The organism is Burkholderia sp. PU8-34, assembly GCF_053427725.1.
This window is the reverse complement of sequence record NZ_JBSAXC010000001.1, coordinates 831,312-847,114: the sequence shown is the minus strand read 5'-3', so window position 1 is coordinate 847,114 and position 15,803 is coordinate 831,312. Positions and strand designations below refer to the sequence as shown.

The 15,803-nt window shown below is 67.2% G+C and carries 16 protein-coding genes; 10 read left to right on the top strand and 6 right to left on the bottom strand.

Going from position 1 to position 15,803, the window contains the following annotated elements:
* The 4 genes from pqqE to ACV22Z_RS03880 all read left to right on the top strand — a co-directional run bounded on the left by pqqE (position 1) and on the right by ACV22Z_RS03880 (position 3,356).
* On the top strand, positions 1-1,137 hold the full coding sequence (gene pqqE / locus ACV22Z_RS03895) for a pyrroloquinoline quinone biosynthesis protein PqqE (RefSeq protein WP_448074978.1): 1,137 nt from the start codon (positions 1-3) through the stop codon (positions 1,135-1,137).
* A gap of 628 nt (positions 1,138-1,765) precedes the next feature.
* Positions 1,766-2,140 carry an energy transducer TonB gene (locus ACV22Z_RS03890; protein ID WP_448074977.1) on the top strand — a complete coding sequence of 125 codons (375 nt, stop codon included), beginning with the start codon at positions 1,766-1,768 and terminating at the stop codon, positions 2,138-2,140.
* Positions 2,141-2,154: 14 nt separating this feature from the next.
* Entirely contained in the window at positions 2,155-2,922 is a 768-nt protein-coding gene (locus ACV22Z_RS03885; protein WP_448074976.1) for a MotA/TolQ/ExbB proton channel family protein, read from the top strand.
* The gene (locus ACV22Z_RS03880) at positions 2,919-3,356 is read left to right on the top strand and encodes an ExbD/TolR family protein (protein WP_448074975.1); all 438 of its coding nucleotides are present in this window, start codon (positions 2,919-2,921) and stop codon (positions 3,354-3,356) included. Before ACV22Z_RS03885 ends, ACV22Z_RS03880 begins: the two co-directional genes overlap by 4 nt.
* Positions 3,357-3,665: 309 nt before the next feature.
* On the opposite strand, the gene ACV22Z_RS03875 is transcribed toward ACV22Z_RS03880, so the two are convergent.
* Positions 3,666-4,004: an XRE family transcriptional regulator gene (locus ACV22Z_RS03875; RefSeq protein WP_448074974.1), complete on the bottom strand. Its 339-nt coding sequence runs from the start codon at positions 4,002-4,004 to the stop codon at positions 3,666-3,668.
* Positions 4,005-4,083: 79 nt separating this feature from the next.
* Here ACV22Z_RS03875 and ACV22Z_RS03870 point away from each other — a divergent pair, with 79 nt between their 5' ends.
* Positions 4,084-4,995 (top strand): hypothetical protein, encoded by a 912-nt coding sequence (locus ACV22Z_RS03870; RefSeq protein ID WP_448074973.1) that lies wholly within the window; start codon positions 4,084-4,086, stop codon positions 4,993-4,995.
* Between the two features lie 291 nt (positions 4,996-5,286).
* Positions 5,287-5,517: a hypothetical protein gene (locus ACV22Z_RS03865; protein ID WP_448074972.1), complete on the top strand. Its 231-nt coding sequence runs from the start codon at positions 5,287-5,289 to the stop codon at positions 5,515-5,517.
* A 153-nt stretch (positions 5,518-5,670) separates the two neighbouring features.
* On the opposite strand, the gene ACV22Z_RS03860 is transcribed toward ACV22Z_RS03865, so the two are convergent.
* On the bottom strand, positions 5,671-6,570 hold the full coding sequence (locus ACV22Z_RS03860) for an alpha/beta hydrolase (protein WP_448074971.1): 900 nt from the start codon (positions 6,568-6,570) through the stop codon (positions 5,671-5,673).
* A 351-nt stretch (positions 6,571-6,921) separates the two neighbouring features.
* On the opposite strand from ACV22Z_RS03860, the gene ACV22Z_RS03855 reads away from it, so the two are divergent.
* The 4 genes from ACV22Z_RS03855 (at position 6,922) to ACV22Z_RS03840 (ending at position 11,635) form a co-directional block, all read left to right on the top strand.
* On the top strand, positions 6,922-8,241 hold the full coding sequence (locus ACV22Z_RS03855; RefSeq protein WP_448075163.1) for a GntT/GntP/DsdX family permease: 1,320 nt from the start codon (positions 6,922-6,924) through the stop codon (positions 8,239-8,241).
* A 34-nt stretch (positions 8,242-8,275) separates the two neighbouring features.
* On the top strand, positions 8,276-9,634 hold the full coding sequence (gene dsdA, locus ACV22Z_RS03850; protein ID WP_448074970.1) for a D-serine ammonia-lyase: 1,359 nt from the start codon (positions 8,276-8,278) through the stop codon (positions 9,632-9,634).
* 115 nt (positions 9,635-9,749) lie between these two features.
* Entirely contained in the window at positions 9,750-10,691 is a 942-nt protein-coding gene (gene dsdC / locus ACV22Z_RS03845) for a DNA-binding transcriptional regulator DsdC (RefSeq protein WP_448074969.1), read from the top strand.
* Between the two features lie 245 nt (positions 10,692-10,936).
* Entirely contained in the window at positions 10,937-11,635 is a 699-nt protein-coding gene (locus tag ACV22Z_RS03840) for a hypothetical protein (RefSeq protein WP_448074968.1), read from the top strand.
* A 128-nt stretch (positions 11,636-11,763) separates the two neighbouring features.
* Here ACV22Z_RS03840 and ACV22Z_RS03835 read toward each other — a convergent pair whose 3' ends face one another.
* The 4 genes from ACV22Z_RS03835 to ACV22Z_RS03820 all read right to left on the bottom strand — a co-directional run bounded on the left by ACV22Z_RS03835 (position 11,764) and on the right by ACV22Z_RS03820 (position 15,801).
* The gene (locus ACV22Z_RS03835) at positions 11,764-12,198 is read right to left on the bottom strand and encodes a YciI family protein (RefSeq protein ID WP_448074967.1); all 435 of its coding nucleotides are present in this window, start codon (positions 12,196-12,198) and stop codon (positions 11,764-11,766) included.
* A 227-nt stretch (positions 12,199-12,425) separates the two neighbouring features.
* A complete protein-coding gene (locus ACV22Z_RS03830) occupies positions 12,426-13,157 on the bottom strand; it encodes an MBL fold metallo-hydrolase (protein WP_448074966.1) in 732 nt (243 codons plus the stop codon).
* 292 nt (positions 13,158-13,449) lie between these two features.
* On the bottom strand, positions 13,450-14,886 hold the full coding sequence (locus ACV22Z_RS03825; protein ID WP_448074965.1) for an MFS transporter: 1,437 nt from the start codon (positions 14,884-14,886) through the stop codon (positions 13,450-13,452).
* 153 nt (positions 14,887-15,039) lie between these two features.
* On the bottom strand, positions 15,040-15,801 hold the full coding sequence (locus ACV22Z_RS03820; RefSeq protein ID WP_448074964.1) for an ABC transporter permease: 762 nt from the start codon (positions 15,799-15,801) through the stop codon (positions 15,040-15,042).
* Positions 15,802-15,803: the final 2 nt, after the last annotated feature.

Here is a 15,803-nt window from a genome sequence, read left to right as displayed (position 1 = left end):
ATGGCACCCGACACTTCCCGACCGTCCGCGCCGCTGTGGCTGCTCGCGGAACTCACGTACCGCTGCCCGCTGCATTGCGCGTTCTGCTACAACCCCGTCGACTTCGCGACGCACGGCGCGGAGCTCGATACCGACGCGTGGCGCGCGGTCATCAGCGATGCGCGCGCGCTCGGCGCCGCGCAGATCGGCTTCTCGGGCGGCGAGCCGCTGCAGCGCGGCGACCTCGAGGTGCTCGTCGCGCATGCGCGCGGGCTCGGCTTCTACACGAACCTGATCACGTCGGGCATCGGGCTGAACGCGGCGCGCATCGAGCGGCTCAAGGCGGCCGGGCTCGACCACATCCAGCTGTCGCTGCAGGATTCGACGCGCGAGCTGAACGATTTCCTGACCAGCACGCGCACGTTCGAACTGAAGCGCAGCGTCGGGCGGCTCATCAAGGCACACGGCTACCCGATGGTGCTCAACTGCGTGCTGCATCGCTACAACCTGCCGCACGTGGGACAGATCATCGAGATGGCGCTCGATCTCGGCGCCGATTACCTGGAGCTGGCGAACACGCAGTACTACGGCTGGGCAATGCTGAACCGCGACCAGCTGATGCCGACCGTCGAGCAGGTGCGCGAGGCCGAGGAAACGGTCAACCGCTATCGCAAGCTGGTCGGCGAGCGCTGCCAGATCCTGTTCGTCGTGCCCGACTATTTCGAGCAGCGCCCGAAGGCGTGCATGAACGGCTGGGGCTCGGTGTTTCTCGGCGTCGCGCCGGACGGCACCGCGCTGCCGTGCCATGCCGCGCGTTCGCTGCCGGGGCTCGCGCTGCCGAACGTGCGCGACCGGTCGCTGAAGGAGATCTGGTACGACAGCGACGCGTTCAACGCGTTTCGCGGCGACGGCTGGATGCGCGAGCCGTGCCGCACGTGCGACGAGCGGCATGCGGATCACGGCGGCTGCCGGTGCCAGGCGTACCTGCTGGCTGGCGACCCGAAGGAAGCCGATCCGGTGTGTGCGAAGTCCGCGCATCACGGCCAGGTCGAACAGGCGGTGCAGTTCGCGCGGCGACCAGCGCCACGCGACGAACAGCCGCTGATCTTTCGCAGCAAGGAGAACTCGCTCGCGCAATGCGGGACGGCGTGCGACTGATGACGACAGACGGCGACGACGACGGCGGGAGCGAACGAGGCGAAGCGATGAACACCGGGACAATCGATACGCAGTCCTCGTCATGGTGGCGATGTTGTGCACGGGCGAGCGGGCTGGCGAACGCGGGGCGGGACGGGTGATGAGCACAGCTGCCTTCGATGCGCGTGAGGCGGCCGGAGCGAACGGTGTCGTCCGCGATCGCGCGGGTCATCGCGGCGTGTGCGTCGCGTCGATTGTCGCTGGTGTGTGCGTGCTGCATGTGGGTGTGTTTGTGCTGCTTGCACGCGAACAGATTGTGCGTAGCGTGCCCGTGCCTCGGCAGGTGATGGTGGCGACGCTGATTGCGCCGACGCCGACGCCGACGCCGACACCGACGCAGTCGCAGTCGCAGTCGGCTGCGGCTTCGACGGTGACGACGACGGCGGCGACGGAGTCGAAAGCCGCGTCGCACGCTGTGCATCGGGCGACGACCATGCCCCGACCGTCGGCGAGCAGCGAGACGTCAACGACAAAGGCTATCGCGCCGGTTCGAGCCCGGCCGCTGGTGCATGACGCGCCGGTGCCTTCGCCGTCGCAGCCCGTTCCTGCTGCCGCGACAGACGAGCGACACATTGCGCCGCGAAGCGATGTGACGTCGAATGCCGAGCAGACGCAGACGCAGACGCAGACGCAGACGCAGACGCAGACGCAGACGCAGACGCAAGCGAACCTCGCCCCCGCGACGCCACGTTTCGTCGCACATCCCGAATGCGCACTGGTCAAACCCGACTACCCGCCCCAGTCGCTGCGCATGGGCGAGCACGGCACCGTGCTCGTCGAACTGGAAACGGATACAGGCGGCAGCGTCGTAGCCGCGCGCGTGGTGACCGGCAGCGGTTACTCGCGCCTCGACGCGGCGGCGCGCGAAGCGGTGCTTGCGAGCCGTTGCGCGCCGCATCGGGAGAACGGTGTGCCGGTTCCGACACGAGCGCGCGCACCGATCACGTTCAATCTCGACGAGTAACAGGACACTTCATCATGACGGACTACGGAATTGGCCACTTGTGGGCGCAAGGCGACCCGATGACGCGCGCGGTCGCGCTAATACTCGTCGCGATGTCGGTCGCGTCATGGACGGTGATTGCGATCAAGGCGATCGAGCTCGGCGGCATCCGGCGCCGCGCGGCGCGCGCGGAAGCGCGGTTCTGGGATGCCGACGGCATCGGCAGCGGAATGCGCGCATTCGGCGGGCCGGGCATGCCGTTCTTCGACCTCGCGCGCGCCGGACAGGTGGCGATGGCCCATCACGAGGCGAGCCGGCACCGGCTCCACGACCGGATCGACCCGAGCGACTGGCTGTCGCGCAGCCTGAAGACGTCGGTCGACGAATCGGCCGCGCGGCTGCAGCGCGGGCTTGGCCTGCTCGCGTCGATCGGCAGTACCGCGCCGTTCGTCGGGCTGCTGGGCACCGTCTGGGGGATCTATCATGCGCTGCTGTCGCTCGGCGCGGTGGGCGATGCGAGCCTCGACCACGTGGCCGGGCCGGTCGGCGAGGCGCTCGTGATGACGGCGTTCGGGCTGTGCGTCGCGATACCCGCCGTGCTCGGCTACAACACGCTGGCGCGGCTGTCGCGCGATATCGTCGCGCGCCTGAACCGTTTCGCGCACGGCCTGCATCTGCTGTTGCTGACGGGCAGCGGTCCCGCGACGGCCGGGCGGCCGGACCGGATGAGCGATGCGTCGACCGATACGTCAACCGCCATGTCGACCGAAGCGCAGCCGGCCGTCGCAGGAGCGCGCGCATGAACGCCGCACCTGACGACCGCGACGACGGATTGGCGCTCGCGGCCGACATCAACATGACGCCGCTGATCGACGTGATGCTCGTGCTGCTGGTGGTGTTCATGGTGACGTTGCCGGTGCTGCATCACGCCGCGCGCATTGCATTGCCGCACGCGGCGAGCCAGCCGGAGGACTTGCGCGTGCCGCACGTGGACGTCGCGATCGACGCGAGCGGCGGCGTGAGCTGGGACGCGCATCCGGTATCCGATACCGAACTGCTGACGCGCCTTGCCGCCGCGGCCCGCGCCACGCCCCAACCGGAAGTGCGCCTGTCGGCCGATCGCGCGGCGCGCTACGACGGCGTCGCGAAGCTGCTGTCGGCCGCACAAGCCGCCGGTCTTGCGAAGATCGGTTTCGTCACGGATCCCGCATCCGCCCGGCAACCCGCTCGCCAGTAATCGGGCAATTCCCTCAGGGCCTGTTCACGCTGATAACGGGCTTGCGAATGTGCGTTGCCGGTCGTCCCCAAGAGGACTTCCTTCGGGCGCGTGCAAGGCGCAAGGAGCGCCGTTTAGCCGAGCCAAACATGTGACCGGGCGCTGACGCCGGCCGCCGCGCGCTCCCCGACGACGAACGCGCATTTCCCCCTCCCGATGCAACGCGGGCGGTGACGACATCGATCGTCACCGCCCGCGTGCCGTCGTTCTGCGCCTGCTTCCCGCCTGGCCAACTTCCCGCCGCCGGGCAAAGCAAGCCGACCCGCGAGATCAACCGTCGTCGGCCTTGCCTTGCAGATCCTTCAAACCCTGGATCACGACCAGCAGCGCGCGCCCGTGCTCGTCCGAGCCGTCCCACGCGTCGACGATCGCGTCACGCAGCAATTCGTTATAGCGGCGGCGCGACGGATGCATGTCGACGCCGTAGAAAGTGCATAGCTTATTGAATGGCGCGCTGCGTCGCAGACGGCGCCCGTTCGACTGCCGAAGACGCGACACGGTTGGCTGGCTGACCCCGGAAAGTCGCGCAATTTCGCTGGACGAGCGGGTATCCGCCGCCAATCTGCGCAACAGGTCTTCAACGGGAAAATCTTGGTCTGGGGCTTCCATGTCATGCATTATACCTATACAGTTACGGCTATTGAATGACTTGCTGAAGCTGGCAAGCTGCTGCGCCCCTGGAAAGTTGATGACGCTGAAACACCTCCCTCGCACGTTTTGCTGGACCAAGATCGGCACCGAGTCCGGCGAAGAGCTCGCCACCGTGGTGCTCCGCAAGGAATGGGAGCGCCGGCTGGGGGGCGGGCGGTTTCTGTGGGGGATCAACCAGCCGCTCGGCAGCAGCGCGCAGGTCGCCGCGCATCGCACGGGCTCGCTGCTCGCGCTGTTCTCGCCGGTCGCGGCCCGCGCGCGCATGGTCGGGCGCGGCAACGTGCTGCTGTGGAATGCATGGATCGACGCGGGCGGCCAGGTGCGGCAACTGCCGCCGCATACGTTCATCACGAGCCGCGCGAAACTGCCGTCCGGCCGTCCGCGCGAGCAGCACTACGCGCTGGTGTGCGCGTCATCCACCGCGCTGACGATCGGCACGCGTCTGCGCGTGCATCCGGAGCAATTGCGCAGCGTGAGCACGGGCAAGCGCCTCGGCGCCGCGCAAGGCGCGGTGGTGGTCGATTGCGCGGACCGGGCCGGCGCGCGCGGCGCGGAGCAGGCCGGCAAGAGCTATCCGCTCGCGCTGTCGGTCGAGCTCGAGGCGCCGTATTTCGTGCGGCTCGCGCAGCCGAGCGTGCTGAAGGCGCGCGATCTCGCGGACGTGAACAAGGCAACCCGCGACGGCGATTTCGACCGCTTCGTCGAACTGGTCGCGCGTCTGCGTGGCCGCTTGTCGACGGAAGACGTGCGCGGGTTCACGCGCGATCTGTTCGATGTTCCGCCGATCGAAACCGCGGCGGCGTACGTCGCGCCGTCGCATGCGACGCGCCTGCGCAACCGTCCCGCGGCCGAGCACGTGCGCAGCTTCACGCAGGATCTGTTCGACCTGTCGCCGGGCGAGCCGGAGACGTTCGGCGGCGTGACGCATCCGCACGTCGGCCGCGCATGACGGACATTGCGTGCGTGCTCAACGGCTGAAGGAAAGGGAAACAGGAAAAGCGGGGGGAGGGGAAGCGCGGATGACACGCGCATGCGCGACAGTCATTCCGGTCCGCGCAAGACATTGTTGCAATCTCGTCGTGGCGGATCGACGAGCGCAGAGAGACAATCGGCACGAAGCGCGCTCGCGCGGCGGCCGATAGGTCGACAGGCAGTTGGCAGTTGGTCATGCCGTCGCCATGCGCACCACGCACACTGAGCGTCGGCTTGCTTCACACAGCAACCTGAGGGAGAAGTGTCGATGTCGACCCACATCCGTTCGCGAGAAGCCTGGGCCGCACAACGCTTCGTCGAGGCGACGCGCAACGTCGATCAGGCGTTTCGCGCGGTGCGCGGCGAGGCCGACGATGAAACATCGTCGGTCGAGTATGCGATGGCGATGTCCCGGCTCGATCGTGCGCTCGACGAACTCGCGCGCGCGCAGGAGTTCTTCGATCGCGTGGTGAGCGCGGACGCGCAGCGGCGCAACTGATTCCCGTTCCACTTCCGCATCGCTTGCGAGCCACCTCGGCGACGATCGATGCGTCGATGTCATCGTGCCGGTCGAATCGGACCGGCCTCTTCACACGATCGACACGGTATGGCGACGTGACGTGTGACGCATTCGTTGCCGCAGCATGACGCGTCAGCCTGCGTGCGGCGTATCGGCGGCGTGGCTCGCGACGTCGGCGTGATGGCGGAACGCGTAACCGCTGCGCTCGAACGACGTCGCGAAGAACCGCACCTGATAGCGGATCGCGTTCGCCCAGTAATCCCACGTATGGCCGCCGGCCCGCTCTGCATAGTCGTGCGGCACGCCGAGCGCGATGAGCCGCTCGTGCAGCGTGCGGTTCGAGCCGACGAACGAATCGTCGCGGCCGCAATCGATCGTCAGGTCGATATGCGCGTGCATGAACGTGCGGGCGCTTTCGATGATCGCATTGCGATTCCAGAACGACGGGTGCCGGCCTGGATCGCCGAACACGTGGTCGATGTGCGGCTCGTCCTCGCAATTGCGCGGATCGACCGCGCCGCTGATGCTGCCGACCGCGCCGAACGTATCGGGCTCGTCGAGCGCGATGCGCAGCGCGCCGAAGCCGCCCATGCTGAGCCCCGTGATCGCCCGCGCATGTTTCGTCGCAATCGTGCGGAAATGCGCGTCGACGTACGACACGACTTCCTTGCCGACGAAGGTTTCATAGCGGCTGCCCGAATCGAACGGGCTGTCGATGTACCAGCTCTCGTGGCCGCCGTCGGGCATCACGAGGATCACGTGATAGCGGTCGGCCAGCTCGCCGATCCGCGTGTTCGATGTCCAGTCGGTATGGTCGCCGCCCGAGCCATGCAGCGCGTAGACGACCGGGAAGTGCTCGGTGTGGCTGCCGTGCACGTAGGCATCGGGCAACACGACCGTCGCCGCGAACGTTTCGCGCATCGTGTCGCTGGGAATCGCCACGACCCGCGACTGGAAGGCGCACGCGGGGCCCGCAACGGCAAGCAGCAGGATCAGCCAAAGGGCGCGCGCTATGGTCGTCGATCGTCGCATTCGTGTCCGCCTGACGGGCAGGCCTCCTCGGAAACCCCATGCGTACCGACTCTAGCAAGGGCGCCTTTCAGCCAAATTTCTGCGGACCCTACGGGTTGTCAGGCGGCGCGCGCGCCGAGAAAGCCGGCATCGCCCGTCCGTCCGCCCGTCCGTGCGAGTCGAGGTTCCCGGTGCCCCGCGGGGTGTCGGCGACGGCTGAACTGGCATCACCCGTCGGCTGACGATTCATCCTTTGTCGCACGGGAGATTCGCAGGTCAAATCCCCGCGTCGCGCCTCGGGAATCCCGACCGCGTGACAAAAGACATCAGATAAAAGGAGACATCGTGGAAGGAAGTGCCGGGTTGTTGTTCGTGTTGTTCGCGGCGATCGCGACGATCGTCGTGCTGATCGTCAAGGTTCGGGTGCATGCGTTTCTGGCGCTGCTGGCGGCGTGTTTCGTGGTCGGGATCGGTTCCGGCATGCCGCTGTCCGGCATCGTTGCGTCGTTCGACAAAGGGGTGGGCGGCACATTGGGCTTCCTCGCCGCGATCATCGGGCTCGGAAGCATACTCGGCAAGATGCTGGAAGAATCCGGCGGCGCCGAGCGGGTCGCGCAAACGCTGCTTGCAACTCTGGGCCAGCGACGCGCCGCATGGGTCATGATGCTGGTCGGATTCATCGCAGGCATCCCGGTGTTTTTTGAAGTGGGCTTCGTGCTACTTATTCCGCTGGTTTATGTCGTCGCGAGGGAAACGCGAATCAACCTCCTCTACCTGGGCGTGCCTCTGGCGATCTCGCTGATGACCGTGCATTGCATGTTGCCGCCGCACCCGGCCGCCATGGCGATCACCGGCATGCTTGGCGCGGATGTCGGGAAGGTCATTCTGTACGGGTTGATCGTTGGCGTGCCGACCGCGGTCATTGCCGGACCCGTATGGATCACGCTGGCGTGCAAGCGCGAAGCGCCGGCCGGGCAAACCACCTTTCTCGAAGAACGCGGCGAATCGCGCGGCCATTCCGATGCGCTTCCGGGCTTCGGCATCACGCTGTTCACGATCGCGCTGCCGTTGTTGCTGATGGTCGCGAAGACGCTGTCGGCCGGCTTGCCCGGCGCGTCCGCGGCGGCCAGGGCGATCGCGTTCGTCGGCAACCCGCTCACGGCGCTCGTGATTGCGGTCGCATTCGCGTACTGGTCGCTGGGCCTGCGCCGCGGCGCAACGATGACGGACCTGCTGCACCGCACGCAGCGGGGTTTTCCGCCGCTGGCCAGCATCCTGCTGATCATCGGCGCCGGCGGCGCATTCAACGGCATGCTGATCGACAGCGGCATCGGCAAGGTGCTGGCGTCGCAACTCGCGCAGTCCGACCTCAATCCGGTCGTGCTTGCGTGGCTGGTTGCCGGATTGATGCACTTTGCCGTCGGCTCGGCCACGGTCGCGATGATGAGCGCTGCCGGCATGGTGACGCCGCTGCTGGCCAGCCACCCCACGCTGCGGCCGGAAATCATGGTCATCGCGGTGGGCGCCGGTGCGATCGGCTGGACTCACGTGACGGATTCTGCCTTCTGGGTGGTGAAGGAATATCTCGGCGTTCCGTTGTCGGAGGCGCTCAAGCGGTTTACCGGCGGAACGACCCTGGCGTCCGTGATCGCGCTGGGCCTGACGCTGCTGTTGTCGAGCCTCGTGCACTGACGGGCCGTACGCATCGAAACAAGGAAACAGAAACATGATTTCAGGAAAATCCGTCGCACAGTGGCTGGAAAGCCATCCGCTCATTCAGGACCTCGTTGCGCTCGAGGAAACGACCTGGTTCAACCCGGCCGTGCTGCCGGCCGCCGAAGCGCTGCCCGACGTCGGCCTGACGAAGCGCGATGTGGACGACGCGAGCGCGAGGCTTGCGCGGTTCGCGCCTTGCATTGCCCGCGTCTTTCCTCAGACCGCAGCCGCGCAGGGCATCATCGAGTCGCCGATCCGCGCGGTACCGCGTCTGCAAGCGGCGCTCGCGAACCGGTACGACATCGCGTTGCCGGGCCGGCTGTGGCTCAAGCTCGACAGCGAATTGCCGATTTCCGGCTCGATCAAGGCGCGCGGCGGCATCTACGAGGTGCTCAAGCATGCGGAGGATCTCGCGCTGGCGAACGGGCTGCTGAACGACGGCGACGACTATTCGAAGCTCGACAGCGACACGTCGCGCGCCTTTTTCCGGAACTACCGGATCGCCGTCGGATCGACCGGCAACCTCGGACTCTCGATCGGCATCATGGGCGCGACGCTCGGCTTCCAGGTGACGGTTCACATGTCGTCGGACGCGCGCCGCTGGAAGAAGGACATGCTGCGCGCGCACGGCGTGACGGTGGTCGAGCATGCGTCGGACTACAGCGCGGCGGTAACCGAGGGCCGCAGGGAAGCGGAACAGGATCCGGCGTGTCATTTCATCGACGATGAAAACTCGACGAACCTGTTCCTCGGGTACGCGGTGGCCGCCGAGCGGCTCAAGCTGCAACTGGCCGCCGCCGGAGTGGTCGTGGATGGCCGGCATCCGTTGTTCGTCTACCTGCCGTGCGGTGTCGGCGGTGGTCCCGGCGGCGTGGCGTTCGGCCTGAAGCTCGCGTTCGGGGACGCAGTACACTGCCTGTTTGCCGAGCCGACGCATTCGCCGTGCATGCTGCTGGGCGTCTATACGGGGCTGCACGACGCCGTCTCGGTGCAGGATTTCGGCATCGACAACGTGACCGCGGCGGACGGGCTCGCCGTCGGGCGGCCGTCCGGATTTGTCGGCAAGGCGATGCAACGGCTCGTCGACGGGTACCTGACCGTCGGCGACGATGAGCTGTTCGCGTTGCTCGCGCTGCTCGAGCGCGAGGAAGGGATCCGGCTCGAGCCTTCGGCGCTGGCCGGCGTACCGGGTATCGCACGAGTTCTTGCGCGGGGCCGGGAAGCTTGCCATCCTCCGCATGCGCAAATGCCGCCGGACGTTCTGGCCAATGCGACGCACCTTGCGTGGGCCACCGGGGGCAGCATGGTGCCGGAAGCGGAAATGGCCGCGTACCTGTCCAAGGGGCGGGAGGCTTTGCAGGGCGGCTGACCGGCAAGGCCGCGGGCCGGCTGCTGCCGGCGTCGTTCCGCAGCCGTTCCCGCACCGCTCGTGCGCGGGCGATGCGGGAACGGCGTGACCAAAACGACAAAGGGGAGTGGGCTTCATGTACAACCTGCCGCCACGGCTTGCTCATCGGCTCGACAGCAGTCAGTTCGCGAACCTGCATACGTTTCTGGCCGTTGCGCGCTACATGAGCTTTCTGCGTGCGGCGGACGAGCTGTGCCTGACCGCGAGCGCGGTCAGCCATCGCATCCGGCGCCTCGAGCGCGCGCTCGACATGCGGCTGTTCGAACGATTGACGCGGAAGATTGCCCTGACGCCGGAAGGCGAGCGCCTGTTCCGGATCCTGCAGCGAACGATGAACGAACTCGCCGACGCGCTCGAGCCGACCGCTGACGAAAACGTCGAGGGGCGCCTTACCGTCTACGCGCGCCCGTCGGTCGCGCAGTGCTGGCTGGTGCCGCAGCTCGCCGAATTCGCGGCGAAGTACCCGGGCTTGTCGGTCGATCTGCGGGTGGGTAACGACAACATCGATTTCCGTACGCAGAACATCGACGTCGCGATCGACTACGCGAACGGCGAGTTTCCCGGCCTGGTCAGCCACAAGCTGATGGACGAGCGCATGGCCCCCGTCTGCAGCCCGGCGTACGCCGACCGCCACGCACTCTGGGATCACCCGGAAAACATCGTCGGCTGCACGCTGCTGCACGATTCGCTTGCGTGGAATCATGCGTCGCACGATGCGGAGTGGGCGCTCTGGGCCAGCCACAACCTGCCGGACATCGGATTGCCGGAGCGCAGCTTTACGTTCGACCAGTCGGACCTGTGCGTCAGTGCCGCCCTGAACCATGTCGGTATCGCCATCGGGCGGCAACGGCTGGTACAGCAGCGGATCGATCGCGGCGAGCTGGTTCTGCCGTTCGGCGCCTTTTCCCAGCGTAGCCCGTACAGCTACTACGTGGTTTGCCCCCCGATGCCGGCCATGCCGCTGCGCACATCCGTATTCGTCGCATGGTTGAACGACAAGCGAGGCGCGGCCGCCTGAAGCGGCGGGCCGGCCGGGCGGGGGATGGCCAGCTCCGGCGAATGACCGTTTCAGGGGTTCGTCCCAAGTTTACGAAGCCGGCCAGCGCCGCTCACAATGCATCAACGGCGGTACAGGCCGGATCGGCCGCGTGCGTGCGGGATCTATACCGGGCGCAACGGGCGGATCGGGCGAACCGGGTGAACCGGGTGAATCTGGAACAACGAGCGACGCCGGTCGGGGCAACGCACAGCCAGGGAGAAGCCATGTCTGCGCACGCTCACGTCGTTCTCGTTGCTGCGATCGGGTGGCTCGCCGGCGCCCCGGGCCCGGTGCTGGCCGGGGACAGCATCATGCGCTTCGAAGCCCATGTCGAGGCGCCGCAGAACACGCTGTCGGATCGTCCGATGGAAACGGACGAGCCGCAGCGCACGCTCGTCATTCACGGCCGCAAGGATCCGAAGGTCGAGCTGTGGCTCGGCATCGACTACGCGTCCACCAATCCGGCGTGCCGGTCGCAGACCTTGCTCGGCCGCATGATGGGCGCGCCGGAGACCACGCAGGTCATCGCGGACAATGTCCGGCTGCCGGCCGGTCAGGACCGCTTCGACATCCGCGTCATGCTCGATCGTTACGAGCCGGGCCGATGCGGATGGCAGCCGGTGCTGGTGCGCCATGCGGAGTTCGTTCCTGGCGTTGCCGATGGCCCCGCAGGATGGAGTGCGCTCGTCGGGTTCAGCGAGACGGGCAGAAGCGAGGCGACCATCGGCTGGTCGTGCCGGCTCGGCATGGACGCGGCGTCGCCGACCTTCCTCGGCTGCTTCGCGACGAGCCGCGGGGATGTCACGCGGATCTCCAGTCAAGGCGGGACGGTCAACGTGAGCTTCGCGCTCGTGCAGCAGTTGCCGCAGCCGTCGGCGCCAGGGCTGCAGGCGACGGTCGCCGCGAAGGCGAGCGGCGGGTGAGTGGCGGGTGAGTTGCGGGTGAGTTGCGGGTGAGTTGCGGGTGAGCGCGGGCGCGGCGAGCGGGTTTCGCGCCACGCGGCCATGGCGCGCCGCTGCCACATCGCGCCGCCGCGATCATTGCTCCGCGGTCATGGCTTCTTCTGCGCGGCCTCGATGTCGGCGCGCAGTCGCGCTTCCTGCTCCTGCAGCTCCGGCGTGAATTCCGCGCCGAAGTCTTCCGGGCTGAACACCTGCCGGATCTCGATCTCGGATTCGCTTTTCATCGGATTCGGACAGCGCTTCACCCATTCGACGGCTTCGTCCATCGATTTCACCTGCCACAACCAGAAGCCGGCGATCAGCTCCTTGGTCTCGGCGAACGGGCCGTCGATCACGGTCCGGCCCGGCCCCGAAAAGCGCACGCGCTTGCCGCGCGAACTCGGGTGCAGCCCTTCGCCCGCGAGCATCACGCCTGCTTTCACGAGTTCCTCGTTGTACTGGCCCATCGCGGCCAGCAGCTCGGTGTCCGGCATCTGGCCGGCTTCGGATTCCTTCGTCGCCTTGACGATCACCATCACGCGCATTGTCAACTCTCCTTGAACGGGGGAAAAGATCGAGCGTCCGCCGCGTGCATGTGCATGTGGCGGACGCTTCCGACACTACGACGAACCGCGACGGCGGAAATCGACATCGTGCCGGGAAGAAATTTCAGTACTTGCATCGGCGGACGGCCGTCACGTATCCGCAAGCCGTTGCGCAGACGGGCGCGACCGGCGCTCGCCGCCTGCTGCGCCCGGTGCGGGCGGACCGTTCAGCATGAAGCGGCGCTTGCCTGCGCAGGCCGCGCGGCGGCTTCGTCGCAATGACGGATCGCGCCTTCGAGCACGCGCGGGATGTCGCGCGTGATGGCCGGGCCGTGCATCGGCAGGATGATGTCGAGATCGAGCGACTGGATCCTGCGCAGCGAAGCCGCCAGATGCGCGAGCGACGGCAGGTAATCCGATTGCGAGATCGAGTCGAGAATCGCGGGCAGCGGGTCGTCCACGTCGTCGTCGCCGAAACGCATCAGGATATCCGACGACAGCAACGCCTTGTAGGCCGGCAGATAGACGACGAGCGAATCCCATTGGTGCACGTGCTTCGTGAAGATCGGCACGATGTCGACGCCGGAGAGGACGATCGGCTCGCCGTCCTTCAGCGGCACCGACCGTACGCCGAAGACGTCGGCCAGCCCGTACGTGCACATCGGGTGACCGTATGCGACGAGCGCGGGATTGGCCGCGAGGAATTCGGGGAGCGCGCCCATCTCGTCCGCTTCGAAATGCGGGACGACGATGCTCGTCACCATCGATGGCGTGATGCCGACCGTCGCGAGGCTCGCGCGCAATTGCTGAAAATTGGAACGGGTGCCGGTTTCGATGCACACGATGTCGCCGCCCGGCGACCGGACGAAGAACTGGCTGAATCCGAGCTTCAACGGCTCGACGTAGGTCGTCGCGCGGAACAGGCCGTCGCGGATCGCTTCGATTCGGGAGGAGCTCATCGGTGGGGGCCTCGCGCTGGTAGAGAGGGCAGTTGCCGCGCCGGCGTTGCCGTGTGTCGTGGCACTACGCGGCGCCCGCCGCTTCCGCGACAACCCGGGGTGACCGCAGGGCCGGGGGAAACCGGCCCCTCAGTCTAGCAGCGCCGACGCCGGCCCGTGCATCCGCTTCGCGAGCAGGCCCGCCTGGGACGAGCACCCGCCCGGCATGCAGGCGGGCCAGGGACGAGCACCTGCCCGGCTTGCAGGCCCGCCAAGGACGAGCACCCTCCCGGCACGCAGGCCCGCCGCTGTGTCACGACACCTTGTCCGCCGCCGCCGCATACCGCCCGCCGTCGCCCGCATCGTCCGCCGACGCCAGCGCTTCGAGCGCGATCCCCTTCGTCTCGATCCCGAGCGTCCATACCGCGACCGCGGCCGCCACGAACGACAGCGCGCCGAGCGTGAACACGCCGCCCTGCCCGAACAGCGGCAGCACGACGCCGACCACGTACGGTCCGATCAGCGACCCGACGCGCCCGATCGCCGAGGCGAAGCCGGACCCGGTCGCGCGCGCGCCGGTGCCGTACAGCTCCGGCGTGTACGTATACAGCGCGGCCCACATCCCGAACAGGAAGAACTGCATCGCGAGGCCCGTGCAGATCAGCAGCGTCGTGCTGCCGCCGTACAGCGCGCTCTGTCCGTACGCAAATGCCATCGCGCCGCCGCCGAGCAGCGACGCGATGCAGGTCGGCTTGCGCCCCCAGCGCTCGACGAGCCACGCGGCGCACAGGAAGCCGGGCACGCCGCCGAGCGAGATCAGCACCGTGTAGAACACCGATTTCGTGACTTCGAAGCCGGCCTGCTGCAGCAGCGCGCCGAGCCACGACGTGAGCCCGTAGAAGCCGAGCAGCGCGAAGAACCACAGCAGCCACACCATCGTCGTGCGGCGGCGGTACGCGCCGCTCCAGATCTCGCGCAGCGCGCTGCGGCCGCGCGGCGCGGGCGCCTCCATCATACGTGCGGGCGGCGGCAGCGTCGCGACGCCGGCCGAGCGCATCACTTTGGTCTCGATGTCGCGCATCACCGAATCGGCCTCGCCGAACCGGCCCGCGTGCTCGAGCCAGCGCGGCGATTCGGGCACGACGCGGCGCACGATCAGCACGAACACGGCCGGAATCGCGAGCAGCGCGAACACGGTGCGCCAGCCGAACTGCGGCAGCACGAAGTACGACACGATGCCCGCGGTGATGAAGCCGAGCGGCCAGAAACCGTCCATCAGCGCGATCAGGCGGCCGCGGTTCGCGGTCGGCACGAACTCGGACAACAGCGTCTGCGCGACCGGAAACTCCATGCCCATGCCGATCCCGAGCAGCACGCGATAGACGATCAGCGCGTCGACGCTCTGCGCGGTCGAGCACAGGTACGACGCGGTGCCCCACAGCACCATGCTCCACTGGAACACGGGCCGGCGGCCGAAGCGGTCGGCGAGCAGGCCCGCGACCGCGGCGCCGATCACCATCCCGAAGAAGCTCGCGCTCGCGACGAGGCCGGTCGTCGCGGTCGACAGCCCGAACTCCTTCTTGATCGAGCCGAGCACGAACGTCATCGTGCCGAGGTCGACCGAATCGAAGAAGAACGCGATCGCGATGATGAAGAAGATCAGCTTGTGATACCCGGAAAACGGCAGGCGTTCGAGCCGGGCGGCGGCGCTGGCGCGCGCGATGGAGGCGGGTGCGGTGGCGGCGGGCATGGCGTCCTCTGAAATGAACAGGGGCCTCGAAGCGATTCGTGCTTCAAGGCCCCGAAGTTTCAGTAGACGCGACCACAAAAGGCCACATCAGAGGAAAAGCGCCACGCGCTTGAACAAATGCGTCATCGCGCGCGCCGGACCGCCGTTGTTGCGTCAGTTCTTCAGCCGGTAGCCGGTCCGGAAGATCCACGCAACGATCGCGAGCAGGATCGCGAGGAACAGCGCGGTTGCGCCGAGGCTGATTCCGACATGCACGTCCGCGAGCCCGTAGAACGACCAGCGGAAGCCGCTGATCAGGTAGACGATCGGGTTGAACAGCGTGACGATGCGCCACGCGGGCGGCAGCATGTCGACCGAATAGAAGCTGCCGCCGAGGAACGTGAGCGGCGTGATGATCAGGAGCGGCACGAGCTGCAGCTTCTCGAAGCTGTCGGCCCAGATGCCGATCACGAAGCCGAACAGGCTGAACGTGATCGACGTCAGCACGAGAAACAGCACCATCCAGAACGGATGCAGGATGTGCAGCGGCACGAACAGCCCCGCGGTCGCGAGGATGATGAGCCCGAGCAGCATCGATTTCGACGCGGCCGCGCCGACGTACGCGACGACGATCTCCCAGTACGACACGGGCGCCGACAGGATCTCGTAGATCGTGCCGGTGAAGCGCGGGAAGTAGATGCCGAACGACGCGTTCGAGATGCTCTGCGACAGCAGCGACAGCATCACGAGGCCCGGCACGATGAACGACCCGTAGCCGATCCCGTTCACGTCGCTGATCCGCGAGCCGATCGCGGAGCCGAACACGACGAAGTAGAGCGACGTCGAGATCACTGGCGCGATGATGCTCTGCATCAGCGTGCGCCGCGTGCGGGCCATTTCTGCGCGGTAGATCGCGCGGATCGCCTGGAAATTCATAT

Excerpts from the sequence above, each read along its gene's own strand:
- ACV22Z_RS03880 (WP_448074975.1), top strand. The coding sequence starts at position 2,919 with ATGAACGCCGCACCTGACGACCGCGACGACGGATTGGCGCTCGCGGCC.
- pqqE (WP_448074978.1), top strand. The coding sequence starts at position 1 with ATGGCACCCGACACTTCCCGACCGTCCGCGCCGCTGTGGCTGCTCGCG.
- ACV22Z_RS03870 (WP_448074973.1), top strand. The coding sequence starts at position 4,084 with ATGACGCTGAAACACCTCCCTCGCACGTTTTGCTGGACCAAGATCGGC.
- ACV22Z_RS03865 (WP_448074972.1), top strand. The coding sequence starts at position 5,287 with ATGTCGACCCACATCCGTTCGCGAGAAGCCTGGGCCGCACAACGCTTC.
- ACV22Z_RS03885 (WP_448074976.1), top strand. The coding sequence starts at position 2,155 with ATGACGGACTACGGAATTGGCCACTTGTGGGCGCAAGGCGACCCGATG.
- ACV22Z_RS03835 (WP_448074967.1), bottom strand. The coding sequence starts at position 12,198 with ATGCGCGTGATGGTGATCGTCAAGGCGACGAAGGAATCCGAAGCCGGC.
- ACV22Z_RS03840 (WP_448074968.1), top strand. The coding sequence starts at position 10,937 with ATGTCTGCGCACGCTCACGTCGTTCTCGTTGCTGCGATCGGGTGGCTC.
- dsdC (WP_448074969.1), top strand. The coding sequence starts at position 9,750 with ATGTACAACCTGCCGCCACGGCTTGCTCATCGGCTCGACAGCAGTCAG.
- ACV22Z_RS03825 (WP_448074965.1), bottom strand. The coding sequence starts at position 14,886 with ATGCCCGCCGCCACCGCACCCGCCTCCATCGCGCGCGCCAGCGCCGCC.
- ACV22Z_RS03875 (WP_448074974.1), bottom strand. The coding sequence starts at position 4,004 with ATGGAAGCCCCAGACCAAGATTTTCCCGTTGAAGACCTGTTGCGCAGA.
- ACV22Z_RS03820 (WP_448074964.1), bottom strand. The coding sequence starts at position 15,801 with ATGAATTTCCAGGCGATCCGCGCGATCTACCGCGCAGAAATGGCCCGC.
- ACV22Z_RS03860 (WP_448074971.1), bottom strand. The coding sequence starts at position 6,570 with ATGCGACGATCGACGACCATAGCGCGCGCCCTTTGGCTGATCCTGCTG.
- dsdA (WP_448074970.1), top strand. The coding sequence starts at position 8,276 with ATGATTTCAGGAAAATCCGTCGCACAGTGGCTGGAAAGCCATCCGCTC.
- ACV22Z_RS03830 (WP_448074966.1), bottom strand. The coding sequence starts at position 13,157 with ATGAGCTCCTCCCGAATCGAAGCGATCCGCGACGGCCTGTTCCGCGCG.